Origin of the sequence: Nocardia testacea NBRC 100365 (assembly GCF_000308775.1) — a bacterium.
Lineage (GTDB): Bacteria > Actinomycetota > Actinomycetes > Mycobacteriales > Mycobacteriaceae > Nocardia > Nocardia testacea.
In genome coordinates, this window is record NZ_BAGJ01000027.1 from 78,902 (window position 1) to 102,161 (window position 23,260).

The 23,260-nt window shown below is 70.6% G+C and carries 6 protein-coding genes; 3 read left to right on the top strand and 3 right to left on the bottom strand.

Features of this window, described 5'->3' with window-relative positions; genetic code table 11:
* The first annotated feature begins 87 nt into the window (after nucleotides 1-87).
* The 3 genes from ON38_RS03575 to ON38_RS03590 all read left to right on the top strand — a co-directional run bounded on the left by ON38_RS03575 (nucleotide 88) and on the right by ON38_RS03590 (nucleotide 19,395).
* Nucleotides 88-651 carry a TetR/AcrR family transcriptional regulator gene (locus ON38_RS03575; RefSeq protein WP_051164326.1) on the top strand — a complete coding sequence of 188 codons (564 nt, stop codon included), beginning with the start codon at nucleotides 88-90 and terminating at the stop codon, nucleotides 649-651.
* A gap of 818 nt (nucleotides 652-1,469) precedes the next feature.
* On the top strand, nucleotides 1,470-18,683 hold the full coding sequence (locus tag ON38_RS03585) for a non-ribosomal peptide synthetase (RefSeq protein ID WP_051164327.1): 17,214 nt from the start codon (nucleotides 1,470-1,472) through the stop codon (nucleotides 18,681-18,683).
* On the top strand, nucleotides 18,673-19,395 hold the full coding sequence (locus ON38_RS03590) for a DUF6875 domain-containing protein (protein ID WP_157181648.1): 723 nt from the start codon (nucleotides 18,673-18,675) through the stop codon (nucleotides 19,393-19,395). The genes ON38_RS03585 and ON38_RS03590 overlap by 11 nt, the downstream gene beginning before the upstream one ends.
* A gap of 48 nt (nucleotides 19,396-19,443) precedes the next feature.
* Here ON38_RS03590 and ON38_RS03595 read toward each other — a convergent pair whose 3' ends face one another.
* The 3 genes from ON38_RS03595 to ON38_RS03605 form a co-directional block, all read right to left on the bottom strand.
* Nucleotides 19,444-20,340 carry an SAM-dependent methyltransferase gene (locus ON38_RS03595; RefSeq protein ID WP_039822299.1) on the bottom strand — a complete coding sequence of 299 codons (897 nt, stop codon included), beginning with the start codon at nucleotides 20,338-20,340 and terminating at the stop codon, nucleotides 19,444-19,446.
* A 214-nt stretch (nucleotides 20,341-20,554) separates the two neighbouring features.
* Complete coding sequence (locus ON38_RS33910; RefSeq protein ID WP_051164329.1) at nucleotides 20,555-21,520, bottom strand: AraC family transcriptional regulator; 966 nt, start codon at nucleotides 21,518-21,520, stop codon at nucleotides 20,555-20,557.
* Between the two features lie 52 nt (nucleotides 21,521-21,572).
* Nucleotides 21,573-22,793, bottom strand: coding sequence for a cytochrome P450 family protein (locus ON38_RS03605; protein WP_051164330.1), 1,221 nt, complete (start codon nucleotides 22,791-22,793; stop codon nucleotides 21,573-21,575).
* Nucleotides 22,794-23,260 lie beyond the last annotated feature (467 nt).

Here is a 23,260-nt window from a genome sequence, read left to right on the forward strand (position 1 = left end):
AATCGCTACGCTACACGTATCGTAGCGTAGATGGTTGGCATGATGGACACGGTTGTGAGCGACAGGACACACAGGCAAGGAGATCCGATGGCCGAGGCGCCGGCACCGCGTGACGAACGGATCACCGCCGCGACACTGGAACTGCTGCGCGCCAAAGGGCCGAAAGCGGTGACCGTCGAGGCCGTCGCCGCACTCTCGGGGGTGGCCAAGACGACGATCTACCGCCGATACAGCAACCGCGGCGACATGCTCACCTCGTCACTGAGTTCGATCGCCGAGCCGGAGCCGCCCCCGGAGAACGCGACCCTGCCGGCCGTCCTGCGGTGGGTTGTCGAACAATCCCTGCACGTCGCCGATACGAGTATCGGCGCCGGCGGCGTGGCCGCCCTGCTCACCGACGACGATCCCGAGTTCACCGCCCTGATCCGGGCGCTGCTCGTACAGCATCGTCACCACCTGACCGAAGCGCTGAGCGCGGCGTTCGCGGCGACGACACCGCGAGCGGAACTCGATGCCGACACCGTCCTGGACATGATCGTCGGCGCCTACCTCGCGGAAACCGCACGCAGCGGCGGAATCCGAGACGATTTCGATGAGCGGGTGCTCTCGGTCATCGGTTGCGCGATCACCGCCGGTACGCCGAATCGGTGATCCGCCGGCGGCCACCGCGTCTCACCGGTCGCGCCCGAGACCGGGTCAGGCGGGCGCTTCGCCTTCGAACCCGGAAGCCCAGAACCGGCCACGCAGCGAGAGGTCGCGGAGCATATTCGTGACCTCTTCCGGAGACATCCGCGGGGTGGCCGCCCGGCCGGCCGCCGACGCGGGCCCGGTCGGTCGAATCGGCGCCCGAACCGGACGCGGGAACTCGCCCGAGCCGCTGGACGACAGGGCCACCGGCCGACACGGAGTAGACGCGACCGCGCGCCGCACGGCCGGCGCAGCGCCGCGCGCGGAATCGGACAATAGCTACCAAGTACATATTTCGGGCGAAATATCGATCTCGCCCACAGTAACAGAATTACTTTCCGGAATTACCTCACCTTCCGCGGCACCGCACCCCGTCTCCCGCCGCCGGCGCCGATTCGAGGACGTCCCGACCGGCGGGGTGAAGAAACAATAATGCACGGTGCGGACCGGCCCCCGGGGTGACATCCGAGAGTTACGCGGTCGACCGGCCCGGAACCGGTTTACGCGCATTACCGCGCGGACGAGCGATAACCGGATTCCGGCGCGCAAAGCGTTGGCAAGGTGCAACGAATTCCTCGATGGTGTTTATCCGAACGTGACATCTGCCCCTATTACACGCGAAGCTCGACACGGTCGATACCCATAAGACTGGATCCGGTTACGGCACATCCTGCCGATTTCGGGATCCCGGCAAAGAATCTTGGTTCTGAAGCGAAATTTTGGTCTGTACTCGGGCAAAAATCTCTGCTTACACTGAGGGCGGCCGGTTGTGGAGGAGAGCTATGGACCGCTCGGACCCCTATTTCGAGCCAGGATCGGGAGGAAACGGACCGGCCCGGTCCGGGACCACGGTCGGAAATCTCGTTCCCCTGTCCGCCGGGCAGCGGGGACTGTGGCTCGCACAGCAGTTGCGCCCGGATATTCCGATATCCGAGGCGCAATACATCGAACTGCACGGTGATCTGGATATCGAGCTGCTACGCCGTTCTTCCATTCGCGCGGGCCACGAATTCCAGTCCGGATACCTACGGCTGGTCGAGAGCGACGGTGAGCCGCACCAGCTGTACGACCCGTATCTGGAGTCGGTAGGACCGGTCATCGATTTGCGGGGTGAACCGGATCCGATGGAGGCGGGTCTGCAGTGGATGCGCCGCGAATACACGACACCGCTCGATATGGTCCGCGACCGGCTGGTCGCCGGGGCGCTGTTGCAGATCGGTGAGCGGCATTACCTGTGGTACAACCGGATTCATCATGTCGCGCTGGACGGCTACGGCGCGATGACGATGGTGAACCGAGTCGCGGCGCTGTACACCGCGGCGGTGCGGGGCGGAACCGCCGAGCACGGTGACCCGCTGGAACCGAGCCGGGCGGCGGACCTGCGCACGCTGTACGAGGCCGACCGTAGCTACCGGGAGTCGAAAAGGTTCACCGACGATCGGGCGTACTGGGTGAACAGGCTCGCCGGCGTCGGGGAGGGATCGAGCCTCGCGACCGGTTACGCGCCCGCGTGCGCGGAAAGCGTGGCCGTGCTCGGCGAGCTGGACCCGGCGACGGTGGCGCGGATACACCGGTCCGCCGCCGCCCTGGCCGCGAGCCCGGCCGCCGTGGTGATCGCCGCGTTCGGCTGCTATCTGGCCCGGATGACCGGCCGCGACGATGTCATGGTCGATATCCCGGTGTCGGGGCGTACCACCGCCGTAGTACGGCGCTCGGGAGGCGTATTCGTCAATGTCGCACCGTTTCCGATCGAGCTCGGCGCCGGGGAAACCGTGGCGACGCTGGTGCGGCGGGTGCAGTCCGACCTGATCGGCGCCCTGCGGCATCAGCGCTGCGGCCTCTACGATATCCGCGCCGCCACCGGAGCCGACGGACAGCGGCAGTACGCCGGTCCGATGGTCAACGTCATGTTCTTTCCCCAGCAGATCCGGCTCGGGCCGGTCACCGGGGAATTCCACATCCTCAGTTCCGGGCCGGTCGAGGATCTGCTCGTCGATCTCTACCAGACCGGCGACCCACCGCGGACGATCCTGCATTTCCTGGCCAACCCCGACCTCTACACCCGGGACGAATTGGCAGCGCACCGGACCGGTTTCACGCGGTTCCTGGAAGCGTTCGCCGCCGCCGCGCCGGACACCGGCCTCGGACAGGTCCATCCCGACAGTGCCCGGGCCGGCGACCGGATCCGGCGCCGGCGGGAGACCCTCACATTCTGGCGGGAGACTCTCGCCGACCTGCCGGAGGAGCTGCCGCTACCGTTCGATCGGCCGCGTCCGGCGGTGGCGTCGGGCCGGCGCGGGAACCGCCGGTTCGGGTTGGATGCGGACCTGGCCGGCACGCTGGAAGAATTGGCGGCAGAGCGTGGCACGTCGCTGTTCACAGTGATCCATGCCGCGATGGCGGTCCTTCTCGCCCGGCTGAGCGGTTCCGGTGATATCGCTGTCGGCGCACCGGTGGGCCGGCACGGCGCCGGGGGGACGACCCCGGAGCTCGTCGACGCGGTGGTATTGCGGACCGAAACAGATCTCGGTGAATCGTTCACCGGGTTCCTCGACCGCGTGGCCCGGGTCGATTCGGCCGCCTTCGGCCATTCCGGCATCCCGTTCGCGCGACTGGTCGAAGAGCTGGGCCCACCGCGTTCGCCGGCGCGGCATCCGCTGTTCCAGACCATGGTGGCCTGCGGGACCCCGCCGCAGGCGGTGCCGGACCCTACCGATCCCGGGGCCGCGGTGACCGGCCTTCCCGATCCGGCCCGGCTCGATCTGCGGGTCACGGTATCCGACGACGAGGACGGATCGACTGTCGCGGTCGACTACTCGGCGGATCTGTTCGACGCGGACACCGTCGACTCGTTGATCCACCGATGGATACGGATCCTGGAATCGGTGGCCGCCGAACCGGGAGCCGCGGTGGGGTCGATAGACGTACTCGACCCGACCGAACGCGCGGGATTGCTGACCCGTTCCGGTCCACCCGCCGGCGCGCCCCGCACCTTCGCCGAGCTGCTGGCCGCGGCCGCCGCCCGGGACCCCGGCGCGCCGGCGATCCTGTGCGGCGATACCCGGATCGACTACCGGGAGCTGGACGAGCGCTCCGACCGATTGGCCAGGACGCTCATCGAGCGGGGCGCCGGACCCGAGGGCGTGGTCGCCGTGGCGATGCCGCGCTCTCCCGATTCCGTTCTCGCCCTCTGGGCAGTAGTGAAATCCGGCGCCGCCTTCCTGCCGATCGATCCGTCGTATCCGGCTGCCCGGATCGCCCATATGGTCACCGACTCCGGGGCCGCACTCGGCCTGACGATCGCCGCGCTGCGCGCCGAATTGCCCGCTACCGTCGAATGGCTGCTCCCCGGCGACCCCGGCCCGCCCGGCGGCGCCCGGCCGATCACCGACCGCGACCGGACCACCGTGCTGCGGCACACACACCCCGCCTACCTGATCTACACCTCGGGTTCCACGGGCACACCCAAAGGCGTGACCGTGACGCACTCCGGACTGGCCGCCCTCGCGGCCGAACAGCGCGAACGGTATGCGGTGACCGGGGCCGCGCGGACCCTGCATCTCGCCTCACCGAGCTTCGACGCCTCGGTCTGGGAACTACTGCTCGCGGTGGGTTCCGGCGCCACGATGGTGATCGCCGAGCCCGGCACCTACGGCGGCGCGGAACTCGCCGATCTGATCCGCCGCCACGGGGTGACGCACGCGGTGGCGACCCCGGCCGCCCTGGCCTCGGTGGATCCGGCCGGGCTGGACAGCCTGCGCGTGGTCGTCGCGGCCGGGGACGCCTGCCCGCCGGAGCTGGTGCGGCGCTGGGCCGTCGGCGGACGCGAGTTCTTCGACGCCTACGGTCCGACCGAGGTCACGATCATGGCGAATCACAGCGCCCCGCTGACGCCGGGAGAACCGGTCACCATCGGCGGCCCCGTCCGCGGTGCCACGGAGTGGGTGCTGGACCGGCGCCTGGAACCCGTCCCGGTGGGCGTGGCCGGTGAGTTGTACATCGCGGGTGCGCTGCTCGCCCGCGGCTACCATCACCGGCCGGGAGCCACCGCCGCGCGCTTCGTCGCCTGTCCCTGGAAATCCGGTCAGCGGATGTACCGCACCGGCGACATGGTCCGCTGGACCGCCGAGGAGACGATCCAGTATCTGGGCCGGTCGGACTTCCAGGTCGAGATCCGGGGCGTACGAGTCGAACTCGGCGAGATCGATGCCGCCCTGGCGGCCTGTGAGTCCGTCGGATTCGCCGTCACCGTCGGCCACCACACCGGTTCCGGGACCGCCGCGCTGGCCTCCTATGTCGTGCCCGCGCCCGGGCATTCGATCGATATCCCAGTGCTGACCGCACACCTGCGCGGCCTGCTGCCGTCCTACATGGTCCCGCCCTCGATCACGGTGCTCGAGCACATCCCGCTCACCCCGGCGGGCAAACTGGACCGCAAGGCGCTCCCGGACCCCGTCGTCACCACCACGATGCCGTTCCGGCCACCTGGGACACCGGTCGAACGCACCATCGCACGGGTTTTCGCCGAGGTGCTCGGCCACGACACCGTCGGTCTCGACGATTCGTTCTTCGCGCTCGGCGGTGACAGCCTGACCGCGACCCGGGTGGCTGCCCGGCTCGGGACGGCGCTGGGCGCCGAGGTCCCGGTGCGGTTGTTGTTCGAGGTGCCGCGGGTGTCGGAACTGGCCGCCCGGGTGGAGGGGCAGCTGCGAACGGGACGGCAACGCCCGCCGCTGGTCGCCGGACCCCGCCCCGACCTCGTGCCCTTGGCGCCGGCCCAGCAGCGGATGTGGTTCTTCAACCAGTACGACACCGCTTCCGGTGCCTACAACATGCCGATCGCGGTCCGGCTGCGGGGTGAACTCGATCTCGGCGCGCTGCGCGCGGCGATGACCGACGTCCTGGGCAGGCACGAGTCGCTGCGGACACGTTATCCGGAACAGAAGGGCACCCTGACCCAGGTGGTCGAGCCGGTCGACGCCGTCGATCGGGAGTTGAGCCCGATACCGGTGGGACCGGACCGGCTGGTCACCGCGATCACCGAATTCGTCCACGAGGGCTTCGATGTGAGCACCCGGGTCCCGGTGCGTACCCGGTTGTTCCGGGTCGCCGGCGGCGCGGAGACCGAATACGTGCTGGCCGTGGTGGTCCACCATATCGCCGCCGACGGCTTCTCGATGGCCCCGCTGGCCCGCGATGTGACGATCGCGTACGCCGCGCGGGCACGTGGTGCGGCCCCGGAGTGGCCGCCGCTGCCGGTCCAGTACGCCGATTACGCCCTGTGGCAGCGCACTGTCCTGGGCGACCCCGATGATCCCGACTCGTTGAGCGCCCGGCAGATCCGGTACTGGAAGGAAACATTGGCCGATCTGCCGGAGGAACTGGGCCTGCCCTTCGATCGACCACGACCGGCGGTGCGGTCGAACCGGGGGTCGAGTCACCGGTTCGGCCTGGGCTCGGATCTGGTGGGGAAACTGCGCGCGTTCGCCCGCGACCGCAGCTCGTCGTTGTTCATGGTGATCCACGGCGCGCTCGCGACACTGCTCGCCCGGTCGAGCGGTTCCGGTGATATCGCGATCGGCACGCCGGTGGCCGGGCGGGGCGCCGCCGTACTCGACGATGTGATCGGGATGTTCGTCAACACGGTGGTCCTGCGTACCGAGGTGGACCCCGGTGAGTCGTTCGACGCGTTCCTCGACCGGGTCGAACGCATCGATCTGGCCGCGTTCGGGAATGCCGATGTTCCCTTCGAGCAGCTGGTGGACGAGCTCGCCCCGCAGCGTTCGCAGTCCCGGCATCCGCTGTTCCAGGTACTGCTGGCCTTCCAGAACCTCGCCCGCCCCGATCTGGAACTGCCCGGCCTGCACGTCTCGGTGCTCGACCTGCCCGAGGATGTGTCCCGGTTCGATCTGCAGCTGATGCTGGCCGACGACGAGCGCGGCGGACTGGCGGTGACGGTCACCTATTCGACGGAGCTGTTCGACGCGGACACCATCGAATCCCTGGTGCGCCGCTGGATTCGGATTCTCGAAGCCGTGGCGGCCGATCCGGCGGTCCCCGTAGGAGCGATCGAGGTACTCGAATCCGCCGAACGCGCCGATCTGCTGACCCGTTCCGGTGCACCCGCCGGCGCGCCCCGCACGCTGGCCGAGCTGCTGGCCGCCGGCGCCGCCCGGAATCCCACGGCGACGGCGCTGGTTTCCGGCGATGCACGCATCGATTACCGGGAACTGGGTGAGCGCGCCGGCCGATTGGCCCGCACCCTCGTCGAGCGGGGGGCCGGGCCCGACGACATCGTCGCGGTCGCGATGCCCCGTTCGGCGGATTTCGTGCTCGCGGTCTGCGCGGTGGCCGCATCCGGTGCCGCGTTCCTGCCGATCGACCCGTCGTACCCGGCGGCCCGGATCATCCATATGACCACCGACTCCGGAGCCGTACTCGGTCTGACCACCACCGCGGTACGCGACCGGCTGCCCGACACCATCGAATGGCTGACCCCGGACACCGCCGGCTCATCGGAGCGGGCCGGCGACGGCGGGCCGATCTCCGACGCCGACCGGGTGCGCCCGTTGCGTGCCGACCATCTCGCCTATGTCATCTACACCTCCGGGTCGACCGGCCTTCCCAAAGCTGTCGCGGTAGCACACCGTGGGCTGGCGGCGTGCGCGAGCGAGCACCACGAGGGCCTGCACATCGGGCCGGGTGCGCGCGTCCTGGGCCTGGCCTCTCCGAGCTTCGACGTCTCGGTCCTGGAACTGCTGTCGGCGCTGGCCGCGGGCGCGACGATGGTCGTCGCCCCCGGTGATGTCAACGGCGGCGACGCACTCGCCGAACTGCTCGACCGCGAACGGGTCGGCCATGTGTTCATCACCCCCTCCGCACTGTCCACCGTCGACCCCGACCGATGGCCGCTACCGCATCTGCGCACGCTGACCGTCGGTGGAGAGGGTTACGGGACCGAACTGGTGCAGCGCTGGAGCCACGGCCACGAGATGTTCGACGAATACGGGCCCACCGAGGGCACGGTCACCACGACCCGCTCCGCCGCGCTGGTGCCGGGCGAACCCGTGACGATCGGTGGCCCGATCCGCGGTGTCACGGTGTGGATTCTGGACCAGCGGCTACAACCCGTCCCGGCCGGCGTGACGGGTGAACTGTACGTCGCGGGCGCGCTGCTGGCCCGCGGGTACCATCGCCGGCCGGGCATGACCGCCGGACATTTCGTCGCCTGTCCCTGGAGCCCCGGCCGGCGGATGTACCGCACCGGGGATATGGCCCGGTGGACTGCCAATGGAACCATCCAGTACCTGGGCCGGTCGGATTTCCAGGTCAAGATCCGCGGCCTGCGTATCGAACTCGGCGAGATCGACGCGGTGCTGGGCGCGCACGAGTCCGTCGGATTCGCCGCCACTGTCGGGCACCGAACCGGCACCGGGGCCACGACGCTGGCCGCGTATGTGGTGCCCGCACCGGGCCGATCGATCGATATCGCGCAGCTGATCGACCACCTCGGCAGCCGCCTGCCGTCCTATATGATCCCGCCTTCGATCACCGTCCTCGAACACATCCCGCTCACCCCGGCGGGCAAACTGGACCGCAGGGCGCTGCCGGAACCGGCCCGCGCCGACAGCACGCCCTTCCGAGCGCCGCGGACACCGCTCGAACACACCATCGCCGGGGCGTTCGCCGAGGTACTGGGTGTCGACACCGTCGGTCTCGACGATTCCTTCTTCGCCCTCGGCGGCGACAGCATCATGTCGATCATGCTGGTGAACCGGGCCCGGTCGGCGGGCGTCCTGTTCTCGGCACGTGAGGTGTTCGACCACCGGACGGTCGCCGGGCTGGCCGCGGTCGCCGTCCGTGACGACGATGCGGCGCACGCGTCCGGTTCGGTGGAACTGCCCGGCGCGGGTGTGGGGCCGATACCGCTGACGCCGATCATGCACTGGTTCACCGAGCACGCGCGCGGAACAGGCCGCCTCACCCAAGCCGTGCTGCTGGGCCTGCCCCCCGGAGTGTCGCGGCAGCGGCTGGCGGAGACCGTGCAGGCGGTACTCGACCGGCACGATATGCTGCGCTCCCGGTTGCGCCCGGACGGTGACGGGAACTGGATATGGGAGACATCGCCGGTGGGCGCGATCCGGTCCGACGACATCATCCACCGGGTGACCACGGACGCGACGCCGGGTGGCCCCGAGTTCCGCAGGGTGATCGCCGCGGAATCCGTGGCCGCGGCGAACCGGCTCGATCCGGCCGCGGGCATCGTGGTGCAGGCCGCCTGGTTCGATCCGGTGGACACCACCGTGCCGGGCCGGCTGCTGATCGTGGTGCACCATTCGGCGATCGACGGTGTCTCCTGGCGGGTGCTGGTGCCCGACCTCGCGATCGCATGGGCGCGGGCGGAGTCGGGCACCCCGCCGGATCTCCCCCCGGTGGGCACATCCGTACGCGGCTGGGCACACGGGCTGGTCCAGGCGGCCCAACGCCCGGAGCGGATCGCGGAACTCGGTCTGTGGCAGGCCCAGACCGCCGGACCCGACCCGATGATCGGCTCACGTCCCCTGGACCCCGCGGTCGATGTGGCCGACACCGTGCGCACGGTCGAGGTCGAACTCCCGGCCGAGGTCACCGCGGCACTGGCGACCGAGGTGCCCGCCGCGTTCCACGGCACGGTGGCCGACGGGCTGCTGGCCGCGCTGGCGCTGGCGACGACGAAGTGGCGCCGCGAGAGCGTACCCGCGGATACCGGCGGGCGGTACGCGCAGCCGGTGATCGGCCTCGAGGGGCACGGTCGCGAGGAGGATATCGTCCCCGGCGCGGACCTGACCCGGACGGTCGGCTGGTTCACCACGAGTTTCCCTGTGCGGCTGGATCTTTCGAATATCGATATCGACGACGCGTACGCGGGCGGACCGGCGCTCGGCGCCGCGGTGAAGGCCGTCAAAGAACAGCTGCGCGCCGTCCCCGACCACGGCATCGGCTACGGCTTACTGCGCTACCTGAACAAGGACACCGCGCCGGTACTGCGTGCGCTGCCGGCGCCGCAGATCGGGTTCAACCATCTCGGCCGCATCGTCACCGGGCCCCGCGGACAGGCGCAGGCCTGGCAGCCGGTGGACGACGGCGGCGACTTCGGCGCCGCCGAACTCGCCCGTGCCCTGAACCCGGATATGCCGGTGACCGCGGCGCTCGAGGTCACCTCCCGGATCGTCGACGACGGTGTCCGGCCGCGTTTGCGGGCCATCTGGTCGTATCCCGCCGGGGTGCTGGACGCCGCGGCGGTAGGCCGGGTCGCGCAGTTGTGGTCGGATGCGCTGACCACCTTGGCGGCGTACGCCCGGCGGCCCGGGACGGGGGGACGGACACCGTCGGACCTGGATCTGGTCCGGCTGCGGCAGGCCGAGATCGAGCGGCTGGAAGCCCGATATCCGGAGCTGCGCGATATCTGGCCGCTGACCCCGCTGCAGGAAGGACTGCTGTTCCACGCGCTGGCCGCCGAGGAATCGGCGGACGCGTACATAGTGCAGCTGGTCGTGGAGCTCCGGGGGCGCGTCGATCCGGCGCGGCTGCGGCGAGCCGGACAACTGCTGCTCGACCGGCACGCGAATCTGCGCGCCGCGTTCGTAACCGATATCGGGCCGGTGCAGGTGGTCGACAGCGGTGTGGCGGCACCCTGGTCGGAGGTCGACCTGTCCGGGCTCACCGACGACGCGCGGGCCCGCGAATGGGAGCGGCTGACGGCCGCGGACCGGGCGACCCGGTTCGACCCGGCGCGCCCGCCGCTGTTGCGCTGGATGCTCGTCACCACGGGGCCGGACAGCTACCGGCTGGTGCTGACCCAGCATCACCTGCTGCTCGACGGCTGGTCGACCCCCCTGCTGCTGCGCGAGTTGCTGGTGCTCTACGCCACCGACGGTGATATCGCGGCGCTGCCCCCGGTCCGGCCCTACCGGGACTTCCTGGCGTGGCTCGGCGCGCAGGACCGCGCCGCGGCGCTCGATGCCTGGGCCCACGTATTCGACGGCGCCGACGAACCGACCCTGTTGGCTCCGGTGGACCCCGGGCGCGGCTACACCGGATCCCGGGATGTGACCGGCGAATCGACCGAGGAGCAGACCGCGCGGCTGACCGGTCTCGCCCAGGCCCGGGGAGTCACCCTCAACACGGTGCTCCAGGGGGCGTGGGCGATCGTACTGGGCCTGTTGACATCCCGGCACGATGTGACATTCGGGTCGACGGTCTCGGGGCGGCCTCCGCAGATACCGGGTGTCGAATCGATGATCGGGCTGTTCGTCAACACCCTGCCGGTACGGGTCCGGCTCGACCCGGCCGAGAGTCCGGCCCAATTACTGGAGCGGATCCAGGCGGAGCAGGCCGCCCTGCTCGATCACCACCACGTGGGCCTGACCGATATCGAACACGCCGCCGGGCCGGGGGCGGTGTTCGACACGATGACGGTGTTCGAGTCCTATCCTGTCGACCGCGGCGGCGTGACCGCGGAGACCGATATCGCCGGCCTGCGGCTCGTCGACGTGACCGGTACCGACGCCGCCCACTATCCACTGGGCGTGGTCGCCCATATCGACACCCGGCTGCACCTGCGCATCAAGTATCGGCCCGAACTCTTCGAGCACAATGCGCCGGCCGCGATACTGCGCCGGATACTCCGTGTACTGGACCTGTTCGTCACCGACCCGGATCGGCCGCTGGGCCGGCTGGATCTGCTCTTCCCGGCGGAGTACCGGCAACTGCTCTCGATATCGGGTGATCCGGCGGCGCCCGAGCAGGTCCTGCCCGACCTGCTCACCGCGGGCCCGGACCCGGAGGCGATCGCGGTGGTGTGCGGAGAGCACCGGTGGACCTACCGCGAACTCGACGCGCAGTCGAATCGGCTGGCGCGGTGGCTGATCGCCCGGGGCGCCGGACCGGAGACCGGTGTGGCGGTGGGGTTGCCGCGGTCGGCCGAGTCGGTGCTGGCTATCTGGGCGGTGGCGAAATCGGGGGCGGCATTCGTCCCGGTCGACCCCGCCTTTCCCGCGGACCGGATCGACCATATGCTCACCGATTCCGGTGTGACCGTGGGGATCACCTCGGCGCGGTGGCGGGATCGGCTGCCCGGCCGGGTGTGCTGGCTGGTCCTCGACGAACCCGCGACGGCGGCCGAAGTCGCGGCCATGGCGGCGGCGCCGGTGACCGATGCGGAACGCATACTGCCGGTGCGTGCCGACCAGGTGGCGTATGTGATCTACACGTCCGGTTCGACCGGGGTGCCGAAGGGTGTGGTGGTATCGCACCGGGGTCTGGCCAATCTGGTCGCCGAGCAGCAGTCGCGGTTCGGCATCGGACCGGGCACCCGGGTCCTGCACGCCGCCTCGCCGAGTTTCGACGCGGCGATCCTGGAACAACTGTGCGCGTTCGCCTCGGGCGGACAGCTCGTGATAGCGCCCCCGGCAGCGTACGGCGGCGCCGAGCTGTCCCGGATCCTGCGGCGGGAGAGAGTGACCCATGCCGCACTCACCCCCACGGTGCTGGGAACGATCGACCCGGCCGGGCTGGAGTGCCTCGAAACGGTCGCGCTCGGGGGCGAAGTGCCCCCACCGGAACTGGTATCGCGATGGGCGCCGGGCCGGACCCTGGTCAACACCTACGGTCCCGCGGAGGCCACGGTCGAAACCGATGCCACCGAGCCGTTGGCGGCGAACGCCGCGGTGACGATCGGCAGGCCGATCCGCGGGGTCGGGCAGGTCGTCCTCGACACCTGGTTGCGCCCGGTGCCGGTCGGGGTGGTGGGCGAGTTGTACCTGGCCGGCCCGGGCCTGGCCCGCGGTTATCGCAACCGGACCGGTACGACCGCGGCGCGGTTCGTCGCCGATCCGTTCGCGGGCCCGGGACGGCGCATGTACCGGACCGGCGACCTGGTGCGATGGTCGCGGCAACCGGACGGGACCCCGGCACTCGAGTATGTGGGCCGGGCCGATTCCCAGGTGAAGGTCCGCGGGTTCCGCATCGAACTCGGCGAGGTCGAATCGGTACTGCGGACCTGTCCGGGTGTGGCCGATGCCGCGGCGGCCGTGCACCGGGACCCCGCCGCCGGCGATCGGTTGATCGGATACCTGGTCCCCGAACCCGGTGCCGCGGTCGACCCCGCCGCGACTCTGGCCCACGCCGGCGAACGGCTGGCCGCACATATGGTCCCCGCGCACGCGATGGTGCTCCACGCGCTCCCGCTGACCGCGACCGGCAAACTCGACCGCGCCGCGCTCCCCGCACCGGACTTCGCCGCGGCCCGGACCGTATCCCGGACCCCGGTCACCGGAGCGGAGAAGACGCTGGCGCGACTGTTCGCGGAGGTACTCGGAGTCGACGAGGTCGGTGCGGACGATTCGTTCTTCGCGCTCGGCGGGGACAGCATCATGGCCATCCAGCTGGTGACCCGGGCCCGGGCGGCCGGACTGGTGTTCTCCGCCGGCGCGGTGTTCGACCACCGCACGGTCGCCGCGCTGGCCCGGAACGCAGTGCGCGACAGCGGTTCCGCGGCGCCCGCCCGGCCGGCGGAACTGCCCGGCGGGGGCGTGGGGCCGGTGCCACTCACCCCGATCATGTGCTGGATGTTCGAACGCGGCAGCTTCGACCGGTTCTGCCAGTGGGTCGAGCTGGCCCTGCCCGCCGGTATCGACGCCGACGGGATCGCTGCCACCGTACAGGCGGTACTCGATCATCACGATATGCTGCGGGCCCGGCTGCACCCGGACCCGGCGCATCCGTCGGGCCGGGCGCTACGCGTGGAACCGGCCGCGGTCTCGGCCGCCGCCCTCCTGCGGCACGTGCCGGTCGACTCGGTACCCGGCAGCAGCGCGTTCACCGCCCGGGCCGAGGCCGAGGCGGACGCGGCGGCCGGACGTCTCGACCCCGCGGCGGGCGTGGTGCTGCAACTGGTCTGGCTGGATCCGGCCGATCGGCCCGGCCGGTTGCTCGTTGTCGCGCACCACCTGGTGATCGACGGTGTGTCGTGGCAGATCCTGGTCCCCGATCTCGCCGCGGCCTGGGCCCAGGTGCGCACCGGGCACCGGCCGCGCCTCGCGCCCGTCGGTACGTCCATGCGCCGGTGGGCGAATGCCCTGCAGACCGCCGCCGGCGACCACAGCGAACTCGACCGGTGGCGGGCCACCCTGGGCACCGGCGACCCGCCGCTCGGCCCGCGCCCGATCGACCCGGCCGTGGATGTACAGGCCACCGTCGCCACCGAACAGATCACGCTGTCCGCCGCGGTCACCCACGATGTGCTCACCACGCTGCCCCGGGCCTTCCGCGGCAATGTGGACGACGCGCTCGTGACCGGGCTCGCGCTGGCGCTGGCCCGGTGGCGCCGCCGCCGCGGTGCCACCGCCGCCGACACCCTGCTCACCCTGGAAAGCCACGGCCGCCACGACACCGTGCTCCCCGGGGCCGATCTCACCCGCACTGTCGGCTGGTTCACCACCACCTATCCCGTGCGAATCGACCTGTCCGATATCGATATCGACGACGCGTTCACCGCCGGTGCGGCCGCCGGAGCAGCGGTCAAATCGGTCAAGGAACAACTCCGGCAGGTGCCTCGCCACGGCACCGGCTTCGGATTGCTGCGCTACCTCGACAGCGATACCGGCCGCGTGCTTCGCGCACTGCCCACCCCGCAGGTGAGTTTCAACTATCTCGGCCGGTTCGACACCCTGCCCGCGGCAACGGAAGCCGCCGAGTGGATGCCGGCCGGACCCCGTGCCGCCGGCGGCGCGCAGAATCCGGACGCGCCCGTGGCCGCCCTGCTGGGTATCAACGCGGCGACCACCGACACACCCGGCGGGCCGGCGCTCACCGCTGCCTGGGAATACCCCACCGGCATTCTCGACGCCGGCGAGGTCGGCGAGCTCATGGAACTGTGGCGCGACGCGATGACCGCGCTCGCCACGCACGCGGCCCGGCCCGGCAGTGGCGGCCTCACCCCGTCCGATCTCGACCTGCTCGATCTGGACCAGGCCACGATCGACCGGCTCGAGGCGCGGCAGCCGGGACTGGACGACATCTGGCCGCTCACCCCGTTGCAGGCCGGGTTGCTGTTCCACGCCCAGCTCGCGGCCGGTGATCTCGACGCCTATGTGGTGCAGCTCTGCCTGGAACTCGGCGGGTCGATCGATGCGGACCGGCTCCGGCGCGCCGTGCGGGATCTCCTCGGACGACACCCGAATCTGCGGACCGCGTTCGACCGCGACAGCGCCGGGGAGCCGGTCCAGGTGGTGCACCGCCACGTCGACGTGCCGTTCACCCGCATCGGGCTGCCGGGGCGGGAGGAGGAGGCGGTCGAACTCGAACGGATCATGGCGGCCGACCGTCGCGCCGGCTTCGATCCGGCGGATCCGCCGCTGCTACGACTGACGCTGATCGACCTCGCCCCGCAGCGGTACCGGCTGCTGGTGAGCCTGCACCACATCCTCGTCGACGGATGGTCGACGCCCCTGCTGATCCGGGAACTGCTGCAGCTCTACCTCGGCGACGGCGACCCCGCCCTGCTGCCGCCCCCGGTCCGCCCCTACCGCGACTATCTGGCCTGGTTGCGAGCGCAGGACCGGGACGCGGCGGAGGAGGCGTGGGCCCGGGCCCTCGACGCCGCGACCGAGCCCACCCTGCTGGCTCCCGCCGATCGCGGCCGCCGGCAGACCGCGGCCGGGCGCGAGGTCCGCCGGCAGCTGAGCGAGGACCGCACCGCGGCACTGGCCGAGGTGGCCCAGCAGCAGGAGATCACGCTCAACACCATCGTCCAAGCCGCCTGGGCGATCGTCCTCGCGTCCGCGACCGGCCGCGAGGACGTGGTGTTCGGGTCCACCGTTTCCGGGCGCCCGCCACAGCTCGAAGGCATCGAGTCGATGGTCGGGCTGTTCGTCGACACGGTGCCCGTACGGGTGCGGCTCGCGCGCGACGACACCCTCGCCCGGCTGCTCCGGCGCATCCGGGTCGAACAGACCGCGCTGCTGGACCATCAGCACCTCGGGCTCGCCCGGATCCAGAACGTCGCAGGCCCCGGCGCGATCTTCGACACCGTGACCGTCTTCGAGTCCTACCCGATCGATCGGACCGGACTGGCCGAGGCCGCCGATATCGCGGGGCTGCGTGTCCTGGGCGTCCACGGACGCGACGCCGCGCACTATCCGCTCGGCCTGATCGTCGAACACGGCACCCGGCTGCGCCTCGGCTTCGAATACCTGCCCGATCTCTTCACCCCGGACCGGATCGAAGCACTCGCCGACCGGGTCCTGCGGGTGCTGGACGATATCGCCGACCACGTCGACCTTCCGCTCACCCGGCTCCGGCTGCTGTCGCCGGCCGAACACGAGGCACTGGTACCCGTCCGGGGCCGGGCGGGTACGGCGCCGACGGTGCTACCGCAGGTGCTGACCGCGGCGATGACACCCGATACCGCCGCGGTGATCGAAGACGGCGTGGGCCTGACCTACCGCGAACTCGACGAACGCTCCAACCGATGGGCGCGGATACTGCTGGACGCCGGAATCGGGCCGGAGTCGTTCGTGGCACTGGTACTGCCGCGTTCCGCCGACGCCCTCACCGCCGTCTGGGCGGTCGCGAAAACCGGCGGCGCGTTCGTGCAGCTCGACCCCGCGGATCCGGACGACCGGATCGCCCGCATCCTCGCCGACTCCGGCGCCGCCCTCGGGCTCGCCCCGGCCGACGTCCGGCACCGGCTACCGGACACGATCGAATGGCTCATCCCGGACAGCCCGTCCTTCGCGGCCGCGGCGGCCACGGCCGCACCCGACGCGATCACCGACTCCGCGCGCACGACCCCGCTCCGCCCGGAACACCCGGCCTACCTGGTCTACACCTCCGGCTCCACCGGCACACCGAAAGGTGTGGTGGTCACCCATACCGGAATCGCGAATCTGGCCGCCGAGGCGCGGGAGCGGTTCGGTCTCACCCCGGCCGCGCGGGTATTGGCCGCCGCCTCCCCCGGCTTCGATGTCTCCATCCTGGAATGGCTCGGCGCCGCGGCCGCCGGCGCCACCGTGGTGCTCGCCCCCGCGCGTGTGGTCGCGGGGGCCGAACTGGCCGCGACGATCGAGGCCGGGCACATCACCCATGCGGCGCTCACTCCGACCGTGCTCGCCTCGCTGGATCCCGGCGCGTTCGGCATGCCGGTCACCCTGGTGCTCGGCGGTGAAACGTGCCCACCCGAGCTGGCGGCCCGCTGGGCGGCGGACCATACGGTGATCAACACCTACGGGGCCACCGAGACCACCGTCATGAGCTGCGCCGCCGCGCCGTTGCGCACCGTCCCGGACGGTCCGCTCCCGATCGGCGGCCCGGTCCGGGGTTTCACCGCGGTGGTGCTCGATCACGGCCTGCGTCCCGTCCCGCCCGGAGTGGTCGGCGAGCTGTACCTGGCCGGACCGGGCCTCGCCCGGGGATATCACCGGCGTCCGGTCACCACTGCCGCGCGATTCGTGCCGGATCCGTACGGGCCGCCCGGTACCCGGATGTACCGGACCGGCGACCTGGTCGCCTGGAACGCCGACCGGTCCCTCCGGTACGTGGGCCGCAGCGATCGGCAGCTCGAGATCGCGGGCAATCGCGTCGAACCCGGCGAGGTCGAAGCCGCCTTGCGCGGCGGTGCGGATATCGATCAGGCCGCCGTCACGATCCACGACCGGGGCGAGGGCCCCGGCAGGCTCGTCGGATACGTCGTCCCCTCCCCCGGCACCACACCCGATCTCCCGGCACTGACCGCCCACCTGGCGACGCGGCTGCCCACCCATATGATTCCGGCCGCCGTGGTCACCCTCGACCGGCTCCCGCTCACCGCGACCGGCAAGCTGGACTACCGGGCGCTGCCCGTGCCCGACCGGCCGTCCGCGGTGTACCGGCCGCCGTCCACGCCGCTCGAGGCCACGGTGTGCGATGCCTTCGCCGCCATCCTCGAACTGGAGCGGGCCGGTGCCGACAACAACTTCTTCGACCTCGGCGGCAATTCGCTGGACGCGGCCCGGGCGGCGGCGCGGCTGGGTGAGACGACCGGTTCCGACGTACCGCTCCAATGGATGTTCACCGATCCGACTCCGCGGGCGCTGGCCCGCCGTATCGAGCTCCGCCGCCGCGGTGACGACGAGCCGGTCTCCGACGACGCCCTCGCGGTGCTGCTTCCGCTGCGCGCCACCGGGCACGACGCCCCGCTGTTCTGCGTCCACCCCGCCATCGGACTGGCCTGGGGATTCAGCGGCCTGGTGCAGTATCTCGATGCCGACCGCCCCGTCCACGGGCTGCAATCACCAGCGCTCACCGAACCCGATACGCGGTTCGCCACGCTGGACGATCTCGCGGCCCGCTATGTCCGAGAGATGAAGGCCGTGCAGCCGCACGGTCCGTACCACCTGCTGGGCTATTCGCTGGGCGGCACCATCGCCCACGCGATCGCCGTCCGGTTGCGCCGGGACGGCGAGTCCGTGGCGACACTGGCCATGATGGACACCCGGGTCGTCACCGCCGACAGCGTCCGCGCCCCCACACCCACCATCGCGGCGATGCTGGCCGAGGTCGGCGCCGCCGACCCGGACGCTGCCGAACTCACGATGGCGGCCGCGGCCGAATTGCTGCACCGGCAGGGCGGACTCGCCACCCTGCTGACTGCGGAGCACCTCGCGCGCCTGCACCGCGACTACGACCGGCTGGTCGACCTCACCTGGCAGCACCGGCCCGGCCTCTTCGACGGTGACCTGATCTATTTCGGCGCCGCACCGGAAGGTCCGGACGACGACGCCGCACCGGCCCGCGCCTGGGCCGACCACATCACCGGCCGGATCACCGAGCACCGGATCCCGATCCGGCACGAACAGATGACCGCTCCGCACGCACTCCGCGCCATCGGACTCGTCCTGACCCAGCACTTCCGGTCCACCTGGACCTCTTCGCCGCCAGCACCCGACTCCAGCAAGGACACCGATCATGACCACTGACCGAGCTGTAGGTAGACGCAGCGGAATCGAACCCGCCAGCCTGTTCGCGCCCGATCCGGTGAGCGCCGCCCTCGAGCACCCCCGCACCTCCGAACTCCGGCGGTGGACGCTCGAATACCTGTGCCGGCCCCATCCCGACCTCGGCCGCCACGGCCCCGTCTGCCCGTATATGAGCCATGCCGTCGAACGCCGGTTCCTGTGGGCGGCGTTCTTCGAGGGTCAGCGGATCGATATCGAGCGTATCGCCGCCATCGTCGACGATATGTACGAACTGTTCCCCGCCCTGCAGCCCACGAAAGACCCCGACGCCCGCTTCAAAGCTGTCCTCGTGGTCTTCCCCGATCTCACCGATTACACCGGTATCGAGACCGTCCAGCGCGATCAGAAGACCCGTTTCGTCCACGACGGCCTGATGCTCGGACAGTTCTATCCGGGCTGCACTGTCGCCGGCCTGCACAATCCGGCCTTCCCGGCGCTCGATTCCCCGCTGCCCCTACTCGCCGTTCGGCACATGGTCTCCACCGACTTCCTGTTCCTCGACACCCGCCAGGAGTGGATCGATATCTACCTCCGGATCTTCGCTCCGGCGATCCCCGAGTTCATCACCTCCGCCATGGCCGATCGGCTCGTGCACCCGCCCGCTGTCCAGGAGGCCGAGCCGCCCGCCGCCGAACCGGTGGGCGCGCGCGCCGGATCACCCCGGCCCCCGTGATCACCGGTCGGCGACGACCCGCGACCGGTATGCGTCCGGCGCCGCCGGTCAGCCGGAACTCCGCACCGCGGACAGGTACCGCGGTCGTTGCCAGTGCTGTTCGAGTTCGTCGGGGAGCTCAGGCAGCACCAAGCCGTAGGTGGCGGCCAGATCGGCGGGGGCGGCCGCCTGCACCGACCATCCGTGCCCGCTCAGCCACTGTTGCGGGTCGGCCCTGTCGTCGGAGTAGAACAGCTCGGCCGGGTCGATGTCGCCGAACGGATTCTTATCGAGATATTTCGTCTCGAGCCGGGCGAAATTGCTGTTCGCCGCATCGGCGGGGGTGCTCTCCACTGCGACGCGACTACCGGGCGGGCTCAATCCATCGATGTGGGCGAACAACGCGTCCTGAGCCGCCCCGGGCAGGTACGGCAACAGCCCCTCGGCCGACCATGCCGTGGCAGCCCCCGCATCCGCTCCGGCCGCGGCCAACGCGGACGGCCAGTCGGCGCGCAGGTCCACGGCCACCGTGCGGCGTTCGGCGCGCGGTCTCGCCCCGTGCTCGGCGAGCACCCGGTCCTTGAACTCGAGCACCTCGGGTCGGTCGATCTCGTAGACGACGGTCCCCGGGGGCCAATCGAGCCGGTACACCCGCGCGTCCAACCCGGCGGCAAGTATCACCACCTGCGTGGTTCCGGCCGCGGCGGCCGACAGGAAGAAATCGTCGAAGAATTTGGTCCGCAACCCCATGAATCCGGGTACCAGCGGGGTTCCGGACAGGGTCGGCGGATCCGCCAGTATGTCCAGAAAATGCGGTTCACCGGCGGCTCGGACGAACAGTTCGGCGTATTCGTCGCGGATGAGCGGGTCCGGCTGGGCGGATTCCAGCGCCCGGAAAGTCGCCACACCCAACGCGGTGAGTCCGACACCGGTGACGATATCCCAGGCATCTCCCTCGGTTCGCACGACGGAACCTCCCGATCGAATCGGTGGATACGAGCATGGCGATCACGTTCGAGAACGGCACATCATCTCCACCGCCCCGAACGCCGACCGCGGGCGGATGTGATCCCGATTCTACGTCCGGACAGCGGGGTATCGCCCCCGGCCAGGTGGTACTCCGGCATGGACCCGGGTCGTCGCGGCGAGAAACATCCCGCGTGTCTCGCCGAGATCCCGTCTACAGCCGGGCATCGAGGTCGCCGAGGGGCCGCGCGGCGAGCTCGCCGCGCCGGCGCTGCCGGTACTCGCGCGGCGTCTCCCCCGTCGCCGCCTTGAACGCGGTGGAGAACCATGAGGCGTTGAACCCGCAGCGGGCGGCCAGATCACCGATCGGCACCTCGGCGTAGGCGGGATCGGCGAGGAACGAGCACGCGGCGCGCAGGGCCTCTTCGCGCCGCAGATCGCGGAAGGTGAACCCCTCGCGATGCAGGATGGCGCGCACCTGACGGGGCGACCAGCCCAGCGCCGCGGCAACGGCGGGCAGGCGGACGTCCCGGTGGCCGATATGGGTGCGCACATATCGGCGCACCTGCTCGATCACCTCGCCGTGCCGGTCCCGCTGCGGGCTCACCTCCCCGGCCGACAGCATGCACAGCAGTTCCCCGATTCGACGGCAGACCGCGTCGAATTCCGCCGTCGACAGCGCCGCCTGCTCGGCGTGGGTGCTCCGGATGAGCGTCCGGGTGATCCGGCCGAGACCGGAGGACATATCGAGCTCCGCGGTGCGCGTCCCGAAAGAGCCGGTGCGGTCCTCTATTTCGTCGCGCGGCACCTGGAACGCGTAGGCCGACGACCGCGGGATGTGGAGATGACACACTGTATCGAGCACGGTGACGGCGCCCTGACCGGGACCGGCCGCGGTGACGCTGCCGTCGCGGTACCGGACCGTGTAGGTGCCCTGTTCGGGAAGCACGATCCAGTAGAAATCGTCGCCCGCGACCCGGCGGATATGCGGCCGGGTCCGCCTCGACGTCCGCGACCCGTGTTGATCCCAGCGCAACAGCCGGTAGCCGGCGCTCTCCTGCACCGACATCGTCGCGCCCCACCGGTCGGATTCGTGGTAGTCGTGATCCATGGGCATCAAACTGTCGGCGATGGTGGTCCACGATGCCGAACTCCGCGCGGTCACACTGTAGAAATCCACGGTCCTGTCCTCGGCGATGCTCCGGCGGGACCGGCCGGCCGGTGGGACGCGGTCACCGCGGCTCGCCGAGCGAGATCGGTATGGACAGCGGCCCGATGGTGAAGAACGAGGGCGTGTAGGGCACCTCGTCCGGATCGATGGCGAGTCGCAGGTCCGGCAGCCGTCGATACAGCGAGGCAAGCGCCAGCCGCCCCTCGAGCCGGGCGAGCCCGGCGCCGATGCAGTAGCGCGGGCCGTGCCCGAAGCCCAGATGCCCGGCCCGCTGTGCGCGGGTGATATCGAACTCTTCCGCGGTTTCGCCGTACTCCGCGGGATCGATTCCGCACGCCTGGTAGACCACGCCCACCGCATTGCCCTTCGGAATCGCCACACCCGCAATGGTCACATCTGTCAGGGTGAACCGCCAGCTGGTCATCATCACCGAATGGCGATAGCGCACTGTCTCTTCCACGACATCGGCCCACCGATCGCCGGCTATCGCCAGCCGGAGCTGCTCGGGATGCCGGGCCAGCGCCAGAATCGCATACCCCAGCATGTGGACGGTGGTCTCGTGACCGGCGACGAGCATGATCCACAGGACCGCCACCAGTTCCTCGGTGGTGAGCCTGTCGTCCCGCTCCCGCGCCTGCACCAGGCCCGAGGTGAGGTCGGTCCCCGGCTCCCGGCCCTTGCGGTCCACCAGGTCGCGCAGGTAGGCCTGCAGTCCGTTCTGCGCCGCGAAGGCCTGCTCCGGAGAACTGTTGTGCGCCAGCAGTGTTGCCGTCCAACCGCGCAAACGGCCGCGGTCCTGTTCGGGGATGCCGAACAGTTCGCAGATCACCGCCATCGGCAATGCCTCGGTGAAGGCGGGCACCAGATCGACCCCGTCGCCGGCGGCCACCACCTCGTCGAGGAGTTCGTCGATGATCGCCTGGATCCGCGGCTCCAGCGCCAGCACCCGGCCCGGTGTGAACGCCTTGCCGATCAGACCCCGCAGCCGGCGATGGTCGGCACCGTCCTTGGTCGACAGATGCTCGCCCTGGACCACCGCGCGCAACGGCCAGTCCTCGGGAATCTCTCCGTTGTGCAAAGCGGGCCAGTGCCGGGGATCCCGGGCGAAGGTGTTGTTGTCGCCGGCGAGGACCTCGCGGACGGCCTCGTAGGTCAGCGCCAGGTAGCCCGGGACGCCGCCGGGGAATTCCACCTCGACCACCGGCGCGGTCTCGCGCAGGCGGCGGCACGTGTCGAGCGGATTCTCGTTCGCAGCGGGGAAGGCGGGAAGTGTGGTCGACACGTGCGTTCCTTTCTCCGGGCCCGGCCGTCACCGGACGCTCGCCGAGGAGTATCGCGCTCCGGCACCGCGGCCGACGACCGCGCGACCCGACTGTGCCCCTAACCCGAAAAATGTGGGCGGGAACCCGAAATACGCAGCCGCCGAGCTGTTTACCGATCGATGGGAGGCGGTTGCCCACCGGGGCATGGATCGGGCCGGACACCGGCGATGCGAGCACGAGTTCTGCCGTCGCCGTCGGCGCCCCTCGTCCGCCGCGGGTTCGTCCCGGGTCGGTCGGATCATCGGTGGCCGGCGAGATCGCCACGGCCGGGAGGCAGTTTTCACCGCGTCGACCGACACCGTGATCGTCGAGGTCCTACCGTCTACTTCCTGGCCGGACCACCCTGTCTGCGGGCGGCGCTGTGCCGGCTCCTGCCCCATTCCCGCCACGGGCGATCCTGCCGGGCGATGAGACCTTCGCCGCGGTC